This window comes from Salinisphaera dokdonensis CL-ES53 (genome assembly GCF_040361215.1).
Lineage (GTDB): Bacteria > Pseudomonadota > Gammaproteobacteria > Nevskiales > Salinisphaeraceae > Salinisphaera > Salinisphaera dokdonensis.
This window is the reverse complement of the sequence record NZ_APND01000002.1, coordinates 677,283-689,848: the sequence shown is the minus strand read 5'-3', so window position 1 is coordinate 689,848 and position 12,566 is coordinate 677,283. Positions and strand designations below refer to the sequence as shown.

The 12,566-nt window shown below is 61.5% G+C and carries 9 protein-coding genes and 1 pseudogene; 7 read left to right on the top strand and 3 right to left on the bottom strand.

Features of this window, described 5'->3' with window-relative positions:
• The first annotated feature begins 7 nt into the window (after positions 1 to 7).
• The 3 genes from SADO_RS09045 to SADO_RS09035 all read left to right on the top strand — a co-directional run bounded on the left by SADO_RS09045 (position 8) and on the right by SADO_RS09035 (position 5,288).
• On the top strand, positions 8 to 721 hold the full coding sequence (locus tag SADO_RS09045; RefSeq protein WP_353110852.1) for a DUF3800 domain-containing protein: 714 nt from the start codon (positions 8 to 10) through the stop codon (positions 719 to 721).
• 117 nt (positions 722 to 838) lie between these two features.
• Positions 839 to 3,901 (top strand): type I restriction endonuclease subunit R, encoded by a 3,063-nt coding sequence (locus tag SADO_RS09040; RefSeq protein WP_353110851.1) that lies wholly within the window; start codon positions 839 to 841, stop codon positions 3,899 to 3,901.
• A 511-nt stretch (positions 3,902 to 4,412) separates the two neighbouring features.
• Positions 4,413 to 5,288 (top strand): MBL fold metallo-hydrolase, encoded by an 876-nt coding sequence (locus tag SADO_RS09035; RefSeq protein ID WP_353110850.1) that lies wholly within the window; start codon positions 4,413 to 4,415, stop codon positions 5,286 to 5,288.
• Positions 5,289 to 5,312: 24 nt separating this feature from the next.
• On the opposite strand, the gene SADO_RS09030 is transcribed toward SADO_RS09035, so the two are convergent.
• The gene (locus SADO_RS09030; protein ID WP_353110849.1) at positions 5,313 to 7,187 is read right to left on the bottom strand and encodes a DUF3413 domain-containing protein; all 1,875 of its coding nucleotides are present in this window, start codon (positions 7,185 to 7,187) and stop codon (positions 5,313 to 5,315) included.
• A gap of 138 nt (positions 7,188 to 7,325) precedes the next feature.
• Between SADO_RS09030 and SADO_RS09025 the strand changes: the two are divergent.
• The 4 genes and pseudogenes from SADO_RS09025 to SADO_RS09010 form a co-directional block, all read left to right on the top strand.
• Positions 7,326 to 7,793: pseudogene (locus SADO_RS09025) on the top strand (NAD(P)-dependent oxidoreductase); the annotation flags it as partial.
• Positions 7,788 to 8,225 carry an NAD-binding protein gene (locus SADO_RS09020; protein ID WP_353110976.1) on the top strand — a complete coding sequence of 146 codons (438 nt, stop codon included), beginning with the start codon at positions 7,788 to 7,790 and terminating at the stop codon, positions 8,223 to 8,225. The pseudogene SADO_RS09025 and the gene SADO_RS09020, both read left to right, overlap by 6 nt.
• Positions 8,226 to 8,318: 93 nt before the next feature.
• Positions 8,319 to 9,005 (top strand): TIGR00153 family protein, encoded by a 687-nt coding sequence (locus tag SADO_RS09015; protein ID WP_353110848.1) that lies wholly within the window; start codon positions 8,319 to 8,321, stop codon positions 9,003 to 9,005.
• Positions 9,006 to 9,162: 157 nt separating this feature from the next.
• On the top strand, positions 9,163 to 10,428 hold the full coding sequence (locus SADO_RS09010) for an inorganic phosphate transporter (RefSeq protein WP_353110847.1): 1,266 nt from the start codon (positions 9,163 to 9,165) through the stop codon (positions 10,426 to 10,428).
• Positions 10,429 to 10,461: 33 nt separating this feature from the next.
• On the opposite strand, the gene SADO_RS09005 is transcribed toward SADO_RS09010, so the two are convergent.
• The gene (locus SADO_RS09005; protein WP_353110846.1) at positions 10,462 to 11,412 is read right to left on the bottom strand and encodes an alpha/beta hydrolase; all 951 of its coding nucleotides are present in this window, start codon (positions 11,410 to 11,412) and stop codon (positions 10,462 to 10,464) included.
• Entirely contained in the window at positions 11,412 to 12,446 is a 1,035-nt protein-coding gene (locus SADO_RS09000; protein WP_353110845.1) for a YihY/virulence factor BrkB family protein, read from the bottom strand. Before SADO_RS09000 ends, SADO_RS09005 begins: the two co-directional genes overlap by 1 nt.
• Positions 12,447 to 12,566: the final 120 nt, after the last annotated feature.

The window sequence follows — 12,566 nt, the reverse complement described above, 5'->3', positions numbered from 1 at the left end:
GTCTCGCGTGCACTTAATTTACTTTGACGAAAACAAGTACAGCGAAGCCAATCCGTTCTTCACGATTGGCGGCGTGCTCGTGCCCGAGGCAAAGGTGCTGGAGCTGGACGAAACGCTGACCAAGATTCAGTCGAATTTCTTTGGCGGCAGCCAGCTCACTACGGCGAACGAGTTCCATGGCAAGGAGATGTTCCACGGCAAAGGCCCGTTCAAGGGCCGCAAGCTGGCGGAACGCGTTCAGCTATTCGATTATCTGGCCACGTTTCTCGTGGATAACGCGATCCCGATCCGGTTGATCCATATCGACGTGAATCGTCATCGTGGGAAATATACGCATCCCGAGCCGGAATATCGGTTGGGGCTGATGCTTTTTCTGGAGCGCGCCTGCGACTATCTGGATTCGGTCGACGATCTCGGTATCGCATTCGGCGATTACGAGCAGGACGAAGTCGCTCGCTCAGTGGTCGACTTCTCCGAGTACAAAACCTCGGGCAAGACGCCGATGCACTACGGCCGCCCGCTGGGGCGACTCGTGGATACGGTGTACTTCACACAATCCCACCACAGCCGGTTTCTGCAGCTGGCCGATGTGGTGGTGTATATGGCGGGGCGTTATCTCCACCAGGCCGAGGCGCCGGAAAAATGGCACGATGCCAAGGTCTGGGAGATATGGGAAAAGATAAAGGCCAGTGCGGATATGCATATCCAGCACTGGCCTTAATGTTCGGAACGACTAGACCGCGTGGGTTAGGCCGCTTTTGGGAACGGCCCTCTAGTCGCTGATTAAAAATATAAGGCGCAGGCGCGTCAGAATCAAGCCGATCGACAGGGGACAGCGATGCCGGCACATACCGAACACGACTTCGAAACGGCGATTGAGGCCGGGCTGATCGACCGCGGCGGCTACGAAAAACGCGATCCAAGCGCCTACGACGAAGCGATGGCGCTGTTTCCCGATGATGCCATCGCCTTTATTCAGGCATCCCAACCCAAGCGCTGGGAACAACTCGAAACCCTGCTCGCGGACAAGACCGCGGCGACGGTGCTGGACAGCTTGACCAAAGAGCTCGCGCTCAAGGGCTCTTTGCATGTGCTACGCCATGGGTTCAAGTGTTACGGCAAGCTGCTGCGGCTGGCATATTTCAAGCCGAACTCGGGCATGAACCCGGAGTCGGCGGCGCGCTATCGGCAGAACCGTTTGACGATCACGCGCCAGGTCGCGTTTACATCGGCCCTGAAACGGCCAGATGGTAAGCATCGGCGCTGCATCATCGACGTCACGCTGGCCGTGAACGGCCTGCCGGTTGTGACCGCCGAGCTGAAGAACCCACAGACCGGGCAACGTGCAGCCGATGCCATCCGGCAGTACGAACGGGATCGTGACCCGCGCGATCTGTTGTTTAGTTTCAAACAGCGCGCGCTCGTGCATTTCGCCGTGGACCCGGACGAAGTCTGGATGACGACGCGGCTCAAAGGCGATGACACGTTCTTCTTGCCCTTCAACCGCGGGGTGAACCACGGTGCGGGCAATCCGCCGGTCGCCAATAACTGGAAAACCCATTATCTGTGGGACGAAGTGCTACGCGCCGAGAGCCTTATGGATATTCTCCAGCGATTTATCCATCTGGAAGTGGCCGAGCACAAGACGCCGGCGGGCCGGGGCATACGCACGGTACGTAAAGAAACGATGATCTTCCCGCGCTATCACCAGCTCGATGCGGTGCGTCAACTCGTCCGCCATGCGCAGGCCCACGGTTCCGGCCATAACTATCTGGTGCAGCATTCAGCCGGCTCGGGTAAATCCAATTCCATCGCCTGGCTCGCCCATCGACTAGCCAGCCTGCACGACGCGACCGACGCCAAGGTGTTTCATTCGGTGATCGTGGTGACAGATCGCCGCGTGCTCGATGCACAACTGCAGGACACGATCTATCAGTTCGAGCATAAGACGGGCGTGGTCGAAAAGATCGATGAAGACACCCAGCAACTTGCGCGCGCTTTGTCGCAGGGCACGCCGATCGTCATTACGACCATTCAGAAATTCCCGTTCATCGCGCAGGCGCTCGAAAAGCTGGATGAAAAAGGCGAAGGCCTTCGGATCGATACGGCCAACAAACGCTTCGCGGTGATCGTTGACGAGGCGCATTCCTCACAAAGCGGGGAAACGGCCGGCGCACTGCGCGGCATGCTGAACAAGGCCGGCATCGAATCAAGCATCGCGGCACAGTTATCCGATGAGGAAGACGACGAGTTATCGGATGATGCCAAGGCTAATCTGCTGCGTGATGCGGCGCGGCGCAAGCGTCAACCCAACCTCAGCTTTTTCGCGTTCACGGCCACACCCAAATTCAAAACCAAAGCGCTGTTCGACGAGCCCGGACCGAACGGCACCTCGCCCTTCCATGAATATTCGATGCGCCAGGCCATCGAAGAGCGCTTCATCATGGACGTGTTGGCGAACTACACGACCTATAAGCGATTTTACGGCCTCGTAAAACAGGCTGAGACGGACCCGGAGGTGCCACGCAAGAAAGCGGCGAAGGCACTTTCGCGCTATATGGAGCTGCACCCGGTCAATATCGATCAGGTGGTATCCGTGATCGTTGAGCATTTTCGGCTGAACGTCATGCACGAGATTGGCGGCCGTGCGCGTGCCATGGTCGTGACCGGCTCACGCTTGGCGGCCGTGAAGTACAAGAAGGCATTCGACAAGTATGTGAAAGATCACGGTTATACAGGCATTCGCTCGCTGGTCGCCTTTTCCGGCACGGTGGATGACCCGGACTGGGACGCTTCGTATACCGAGGTGTCGATGAACGACGGGCTACCTGAGCGGGAGCTGCCCGAAGCATTCGAGCGCGACGATTACCGTGTGCTACTCGTTGCCGACAAATATCAGACCGGCTTCGATCAGCCACTGCTACAAACGATGTATGTGGTTAAACGCCTCGCCGGCGTGCAGGCCGTGCAGACGCTCTCGCGCCTCAACCGCATGGCGCCGGGCAAGGCACGCACGTTCGTCCTCGACTTCGTCAACGACGAAGCGGATATCTATCAGGCGTTCAAACCTTATTACGAGACCACGCCGGTCGAAGACAATGTCGACCCGCAGCGGCTCAGCGAGCTACAGCACGAGCTATTGCAGTGGGCCGTGTTTTCTCCGGAAGACGTCAGCGCTTTCGCGGCGATCTGGTACTTGCGCAAACGTGAACATAGCGGGCGCGAACATCAGCAGATGTCGAGCGTTCTCGACCGCGTCGTTGCTCGCTTCAACGAGCTGAGCGAGGAGGAGCAATCCCGCTTTCGCGGCCAGCTCACCGCCTTTCGTAATTTGTACTCTTTCCTATCGCAGATCATTCCCTACCAGGACAGCGAACTGGAAAAGTTCTATACGTTCGCCCGAAACCTGATGACAAAACTGCCGCTACCGGACGACGGCGCACCGTTTACGCTCGAAGACGACGTGGTCTTGCGCTATTACCGCATGCAACAGCTTACCGACGGGTCGATCGAGCTTGGAGAAGGCGAGCCTTATGCGCTCAAAGGCCCAACAGAGCTCGGCACCGCCGGCATCAAAGATCAAGAGGTACCGTTGTCGACCCTCGTCGAAAAACTCAACGAACGGTTCGGCACTAATTTCACCGAAGCGGACCAGTATTTCTTCGATCAGATTCGTGTCTCCGCCGAACAGGACGACAAAATCAGCGAAGCGGCAAAAGCCAATACGTGGCCTAATTTCAAATCGTATCTCGAACGCGTAATGGACGAACTGTTCATCGAACGCATGGAAGGCAATGAGGAAATCTTTTCGCGCGTAATGGGCGACCAATCGTTCCGTTCCGCCGCTCACGAACATTTAGCTGCCGAGATTTTCAATAACGTTCGCGGCAACGGCGATTAGCCAATTTTCAGTAAGGCCAAAGCGTCAAAAATAACGCCTCCACGTCGGCTCGCGACAAACCTACTCGAAAATTCTTCCGCTCTAACAATGAGGCGACACGCACCCACAGGCAGTGACCGCAGGTCCGCCTCGATCGCATGGGATGGCCTAATAAAGCAAACCGGCATTTCGTTTATTTAGCACGTTGCTAATTAAGCGGGCTTAATTTGTCGGCCAGCAGCGAAGGGATATACCGATATCGTTCGCTTGCGATCTAGACGCGCAAGCGTTCCATTAAAGGCTCGAAACGATAAAGATTTGTTGCTCATATCAGACAGCAAATGATCAACAACCGCTTTTGCCGATGACGCGTGAACAACAAACTCGTTTGTAATTTACAGAATGGAAGATATGAGCAACAGAACTGTCGACCTCTTCTGCCCCAACAAACCTGCGTAAGAGTCAGACGCTTTTAAAGCGCAAGGCGTATCACCAAGTCATCTACTACGCACTTGGAAGACTCGAGACCAACATGCCGCAGCAACAACCCCAGAGTCAGTCCACGAATGTCCACCACCTACGCGTGGGCGATTTCGTCGTGACGACGATTCAGGACGCTTATTTGCAGGGCGGGTTCGGGCTGATCACAAATCTGGATAAATCCACCGTGCAGAACCTGCATGCAGCGAGCCAGCGGCCGACGCCGCCGAAGATCACGCTTAACTGTTATCTGGTGAATACGGGCGAAGAGCGGATTCTCATCGATACCGGGCTGGGTGGTCTGGTGGGCGATGAAGGTGCACGCCTCGACGCCGGGCTCGATGAGATGGGCCTCACGGTCGCGGATATCGACCGCGTGATTCTCACGCACAGCCATCCCGACCATCTGGGCGGGTTGATCGATGACGACGATAACCCCGTCTTTCCCCACGCCGAGATTTTCGTGCCGGTGGGCGAGCTGGAATTCTGGCGTGGGGCGGTGCCGGATGATACGAGCGACATGCTGCGTAATCAATTCGCCAATGCACAGCGCGTGTTCGATGCCTGCGAGACGAACCTGCGCGCGATCGATGACGATGCGATCCAGCCGGGCATCACGCGCATGCCCCTACCTGGCCACACGCCGGACCACAGCGGTTATCGCATCGAGTCGAACGGCGAGCGCCTGCTGATCGCGGCGGATATCGTGCATCTGCCGCAGATCCAGTTTCCGCGCCCGGACGCCCGCGTGATATTCGATACGGACCCGGAACAGGCGGTGCGCTCGCGCCAGGCGCTGTTCGCCGAAGTCGCGGCAACCGGCGAGATGATCGCCGGCCACCATATCGACTTCCCCGGCATCGGCCATGTCGTCTCCGACGGCGATGGCTATCGCTTTCTGCCGCATGTCTGGTCGCCGTTCGTCTGACGAGACCAGCGCGGGCGGGCGTCGTCAGTCGCTCGTCTTGCGAAAACGCTGCATCTGATCGAGCGTCGACTGGATGACCTTTGGTGACGGGCCGCCTTCACGCGGGCGGTAGTCGGCGTCGAGCGCCTCGACCGGGCCGAAGGGGTGGAAGGCGACGAAGCCGTCGTCCGTCATCGCGGCATGGCCGCGATACTTGGCCATTACCAGCGGCAGGCGATCCGCCTTTTTGAACAGATCGTGGCCAACGCTTGTGGCGCTGTAGGCGTTGTCCACGCCGAGCACATGGTCGAGCAGCGTGGGCGCGACGTCGAAACTACTGGTGAGATGATCGACCTGCTTGCCCGCCTCGTCGCGGCCGGGCCAGTGCACGATCATCGGCACCTTGGTCTGGTAGCGGCTGAAGTTGCCGTTGTGGCCCCAGTAGTTCTGATCGAGATCGTTGAATTCCTGACCGTGATCGCCGGTAACGACGACGATGGTGTTGTCCATCAGGCCCTGCGCCTCGAGTTCGTCGAGCGTCTCGCCGACCAGCCGGTCCACGAAATGCACGGAGTTGCGATAGAGGTTGTGCAGGCCGGTGGGGTCGGTGTCCTCATCGAGGGTGAGATAGTTCACGCTGTCCCAGCTGGGCTGGAAAGGACGCGGCGCGTCGTCCGGCAGATCGTAGGCATGCGGTGAGTCGTGGAAGACCATGCCGAAGAACGGTTTGTCGGATGCCGGATCGCGCTGTTTCAGGTAATCGATGAAATCACGGTTGGCGTCGATATCGCGCGTGGGCGAATCGTGGCCTTCGGACTCCATACGCAGATGCGACATGCCAGAGAAGATAGTGCGATGGAACTCCGGTGACGACAGTGGCGCACTGCGGAAGATGCCGAACTCGTAGCCGAGATCCAGCAGCCGGCTGACCAGCACCGGCCGCGTGTTGGTCTGCAACATGCTGTGCCAGTACGTGCCGGGGATGCCGTAGAACAGGCTGAACATGCCCATGCGCGTGGCGTTGCCGCCGCTGTAGTGGTTCATGAAGCGCTGGTTCTCATCCGCGAAGCGGGCGATGTTCGGTGTGATCTCGCCGTTCATGGCATCGAAACGCCAGGAATCGATGACGATGAAGACAATGTTCTTCTTGTCTGCCGGGGCCTCGGTGGCCAATTGTTCGCGCGGGTAATCAACCGAGCCCTCGAGCGCCTCGGCGCCGCCCCACGTCGAGTCCGCGACATCGAAGCCCTGTTCTTCCAGAAAGCCCTTAGCCGTCAACGGCTCGTAGCCTGGCAGCAGGCGCGTCTGGCGGGTGACCTCTCTTTGCCCGGTGGCATCCGCCCAGGCATGGAAAAGATTGGTGCTCAACAGCAGTACGACGCAGCCGGCCGCCGCGGCGAAACCGGCGATACGGCGTGGCCCTCGACGTATCACCAGAAAACGCCATACGGCCCAGGCCAGCGCCCAATGCGCGAGCGCGACCGCGAGACCCAACAGTCCGGCCTGCACTTTCATCATCGACGAGAATTCGAAGGTCTCGTCCGAAGCGCCCGAGAAGAACAGCGACACCAGCGCACCGTTGAGATGAAACCGGTACTGCTGGAAAACCAGCGTATCCACCAGCAGCAAGCAGGTCAGCGCGACGTTGATGAGCCAGGCCAGCGGTACGACGACTTGGCGCTGTGGCCATAGCAGCGCGAGCAGCATGACCGGCAACATCGGTATCAGTGCCACCGACAGAAAATGGGCCAGAAACATGGCCACGCCAAACACGCGGGCGACCAGCCCTGTCGACAGATCGCCGACGTCGAGATAACGCGCCGCTACAAGCGACAGCACGAGGGTATTGGCAATAACGAGCCAGGCGAGCCAGCGCAATAGCGCGCCGCGACCCGCTCCCGGCGTGATGGGATTGAGCATCAAGAGACGGATTTATAAGAAAAATGTGCTTGTGGGCTATATGACACACAGGATGCATAAGGTTCCCGTTTCCGACTCGATCGCGGCCGATCACGTCTCGACCACGATGTTAATCTTCACTCTACAGGTAACTCTTTAAAGGTCTCATCGATGCGTATCGGATTCATCGGCCTCGGCGCCATGGGCCAGCACATGGCGCACAACCTGATCGCGACAGGCTTCGACGTGACCGTCTGGAACCGCTCGTCCGACAAGCTCGCGCCACTCGTCGAGGCCGGCGCCACTCGTGCCGTACAGGCAGCCGATGCTGCGGCCTGCGATGTGCTGATCACCATGCTCGCCGACGACGACGCGTTGACCACGGTGGTCGACGCACATGACCTGATCGAAGCGATGCCGGAAAACGGCGTGCACGTGAACATGGCGACCTGCTCGATCGAGTGCGCCAGGCGCATGGCCGCGCGCCACGAGAACGCCGGCCGCCACTATGTCGCCGCGCCAGTGCTCGGCCGCCCGGATATCGCCAAGGCCGCCAAGCTGAATATCGTCGCGGCCGGCGATCACGACGCCATAGAGCGCGCCCGCCCGGCACTCGAGGCGATGGGCCAGAAAGTCTGGCCGGCGGGCGAGGCCGCCTACAAGGCCAACGCCATCAAGCTGGCGACCAATTTCATGCTCGTCTCGGCGGTGGAGGCCATGGGCGAAGCCACGAGCCTGACCTCGGCCTATGGCATCGAGCGCGCCGATTTCCTGGAAATCATCACCAACTCCGTGTTCGGCGCCCCGGCCTATCTCGGCTATTCCGGCGCGATGGCCAACCGCGAATACGACAACCCGGAAGGCTTCAAGCTCGCGCTCGGCGCCAAGGACATGGATCTGGCGCTTGCTGCATCGAAAGCGGAAAACGTACCGCTGCCGGTGGGTTCGACGGTGCGCGACCGCCTGAGCGAAGCGCTCGCAGCCGGCGACGGCGATCTCGACCTGGCCGCACTCGCTGAAGGCTCGCGCCGCGCCGCCCATCTGGACGACAACGACTGAATACCGCCCGATCGGCCGCAACGCAGCCGCGAATCGCGTCCCCGACCACAGCGTTGCCTTTATCATGGGTGTTCGAGGCACAAGGAGAAGGCCATGGATCCGAGCAAGACCAGTCCGCTATCGCGCCTGTTCGGCCGCTCGCCGTTCGGCGCCCTGACCGAGCACATCCGCGAAGTCGATCGCGGCACGGAGCTACTCGTCGAGTTTCTCGATGCCAGCCGCGCCAACGACTGGACGGCAGCCGGGGCGGTGCACGAGCGCATCTCCGAGTGCGAGCACAACGCCGACGATCTGAAGGACAAGATCCGGCTCAATCTGCCGAGCACGCTGTTTCTGCCGATCTCGCGCTCCGACCTGCTCGTGCTGATCGACGTGCAGGACAAGATCATCAACAAGGTAAAGGACATCTCCGGGCTGATGACCGGCCGCCGGATGCAGTTCCCGGACAGCCTTGACCAGTCGATCCGCGATTACCTGCAGATCTCGATCGAGGCCGTGCATCAGGCCCGCAAGGTACTCGAAGAGATCGATGAACTGCTGGACTCGGGTTTCGGGCGCAACGTCAGCGAGATGATCGCGGACATGGTCGTGGAACTCGGCCGGCTGGAAAAACGCGCCGACGAGGCGCAGGTCGGGATTCGCCGCGAGCTGCTGGCATTGGAGGCCGAGCTGCCGCCGCTGGAAGTGATATTCCTCTATCGCGTGATTCACTGGATCGGTCGCATATCCGACCGCGCGGAAGCCGTGGGCGCGCGCCTCCAGATCATGATGGCCCGTTGACACTTGCTTTGCGCTACCCTGCGCACGCAGCGACACCTCGGGAGAGCCGCCATCGTTAAAACCAAACGCCGCGCTGCCGCCGTTGTAACCGGCGTGAGCCGGCCCACTCTGGGCGATCTCTTCAACGCCGGGTACGGCGCACGCTAGGGCCGTCAGCATGTCGCTCGTCACGCAACACGCCGAACTGCTGCTGATCCTGGCCTGTGTCTTCGGCTTCTTCATGGCCTGGGGCATCGGCGCGAACGACGTCGCCAACGCCATGGGCACGTCGGTAGGCTCCGGCGCCATTACCCTGGGCCAGGCCGTGATCATCGCCGGCGTATTCGAATTCCTCGGCGCGTGGCTGGCCGGCGGCGAAGTCACCGAAACCATCAGCGGCGGGCTGATCGATCCACAGATCGTGGCCGACGACCCGGACATGCTGGTGACCGGCATGCTCGCCGCATTGCTCGGCGCGGGCAGTTTCCTGCTGGTGACCTCAATGCGTGGGGTTCCGGTATCCACCGGCCAGTCGATCGTCGGCGGCATCCTCGGCTTTGCCCTGGTCGCTTTCGGAGCCGACCCGGTGAACTGGGGCGAGATCGGCAAGATTGCGGCGAGCTGGGTGGTGTCGCCACTGCTTGCGGGCACGATCGCTTTCCTGCTGTTCGAATCCATTCGCCGGCTGGTGTTCAACCACCCGGACCCCGCCGTGGGCGCGCGTCGTTACCTGCCGGGATACGTGTTTCTTGCGGTCTTCGTAATCTGCCTGGTGACGCTGCTCAAGGGCCTGTCGCATATCGGCCTGGAACTGAGCACCGGTGCCGGGGTGGCAGGCGCCATCGGGCTCGGGTTGGCAGGCGCGGCGGTCAGCGCGGTGCTGCTGCGACGGATCGACCTGTCGCCGGAAGCACGGGCGTCCGACCGCTACCGCAACGTCGAGCGCATCTTCGCGCTGGCTCAGGTGTTCACTGCGGCGACCATGGCCTTCGCCCACGGCTCCAACGATGTGGCCAACGCGGTCGGGCCGGTGGCGGCGATCATCAACGTGCTGAACGATCCGCAGGCGGTCGCCGAAAGCTCGGAGTTGCCCGGCTGGGTGCTGATCCTCGGCGGCGGCGGCATCGTATTCGGGCTGGCCACCTACGGTCACAAGGTGATGCGCACCATCGGCTCGCGTATCACCGAACTCACGCCGACACGCGGCTTCTCGGCCGAGCTGGCAGCGGCGAGCACGGTGGTCCTGGCCACCTTCTTCGGCCTGCCGGTGTCGACCACCCAGACGCTCGTCGGCGGCGTGCTTGGCGTGGGCATGGCCCGCGGGCTGCGCGCGCTCGATCTGTCGGTGCTCCGCGGGGTATTTCTGGGCTGGCTGCTCACCCTGCCCGGCGCAGCGTTGTTCACTGCCGTGTTCTACGTCCTGCTGCGCGCGATACTGGGCTGATCGGCCGCGCCGCCGGCTCGCCCTCCGACTCGATCAGAGCGGGCTGTCGAGAAAACGGCTCACGCGGGTGAACAACTGCGGCGCGCGGCGTTCAAGCAGCAGGAAATGCGTGCCACGTCCGATCTCGTCGTACTGCTTGTGGGTGCTGCCCAGCCGGTCGAACAGTGCCAGTCCGTCGTCGCGCACGGCGGTAGCATCCTGCGTCGCACGGATCACCAGCGCCGGCACGTCGATATCGCCGGGTTCGTAGCGAGCGCGGCCGTTGAAAGCCTCCCAGAGATCGACCAGCACCCCGTTGGGCGCGCGCACCGCGTCGCCCGGTTCGTTGGCCAGCATGGCCGTAAACCAGGCGTCGAGAATTTCAGGGTCGCGCCATTCCGTCGGGTCTTCGACGGTGATTTCGGCATCCCAGCGTTCGCGCGCCTGTTCGGCCGTTTCCGTACGGTAGGCGCCGAGCGGGCGTAGCCGCAGGTCGTCGGCCGGATCGGCCAGGGCCGCGATACGCGCGCGCTGTTCGCAGCAGAACACCGGAGCGAACAGCACCAGCCGGTTGATCGTGCCGGGCCGGGCCGCAGCATACATGCCGGTAGTCATCGAGCCCCAGGACCAACCGACGATATCCACGGTTTCGACCCCGGCGCGCTCGCAGATGCGCGCAATCACGTCGGCAATATCGGCGACGGCGCTCTCGGCACGTGCGAACGGCGGATTGTCTGCGGCCGGCGCATCGAGCGCGGCGCCGCGGGTCGAGGCCCCGTAACCGCGTACATCCATGGCATAGGCGGTATAGCCGTCGGCGACCGCATGATCGAGCCAGCTGCTGCCCGGCACATCGAACATCACGCCGGGATACGTCGCGCCGTGGACGAACAGCAAGGCCTTGCCGGCCTTGGCCGGATCGTCACCGGCGCGCTTTTCACGCAGGTGGATATGCTCGCCGGGCGCGGCGCTACTCTCGATTTGCAAGTCTTCAAGCTGTGCCATCAACCGGGTCCTGTCTTGTTTTCTTCGAAGTCGATCTGCTCGGCGCGCTGGGCAATGTTGTCGGCCACGAATGCACCGCGCTGGCCCATGGGCCGATCGCTGGCCATGGTCGTATCGCGCGAGGTCTGGAATTCCAGCTGGGCATTCAACTCGCCGCCCACGAGCATGATCAGCACGGTGATATACAGCCAGGTCAGCACCACCACGACCGCGCCGAGCGAACCGTAGGTCGCCGAATAGGAATTCGAGAACGCGACATAGACCGAGAAACCGAGCGAGCCGAGAATCCAGAACACGGTGACCACCGCCGCGCCGATCATCACCCAGCGCCATTTCGGCGGCCGGCGACTGGGCGCGTAGCGGTAAAGCCCGGCGATGCCCACCATCAGGAACAAGGCCGCGGCACCCAGCCCGAGCCCACGCCCGACCGAGACAATCCAGTCGCCAAAACCAAGACCCGCCAGCAACAGCGGTACGCCAGCGGCCAGCACAGCGACCGCGCTCAGGCCGAGCACGATGGCGAAAGTCAGGGCCAGAGAGACTGTTATCTTCACGAAGAAATTGCGCGTCTCGCGCTCGGCATAGACCACGTTGAGCGCAATCATCAACGCCGTGGTGCCCTTGCGCGCGCTCCATAGCGCGAGCGCGAGCGTGAACAGCGCGGCAAAACCCAGCGACGCCTGTGGCTTGGAAGCGACCTGGGTCATCTGCCCGGTAACCGTGCTGATTACGTCGGGCGGAACGACGCCTTGCAGCTGGTTCATCTGATCGACCACGCCGGTCGGGTCCAGAAAGAAGCCATAGATCGCGACGAACGCCGCGATGCCGGGAAAGATCGCCAGCAGGCCATAGAAGGACACGCCGGCCGCGATGATCGACAGATTGTTGTCGTTGAAGGCGTGATAGACACGCATGACCACGTCGCGCCAGCCCTTGAACGGTATGTTCACCGGCGTGCCCGCGCGGCGCCCGCGGCCATCGCGCCGGACCGGTTCATCGGGCGAGAGTTTCTTAGCGTTGCGACGGTGCACCATCACCTCAGTCCTGGCAGGGGTCGACTCCGAGTATACGGCCAACCCACCGGCGGGGATGAGCGCATGACAGCCGATAGGCGCGCGGCGTAGCATCGCGCCATGCCTCGATCCCGCGCGCAC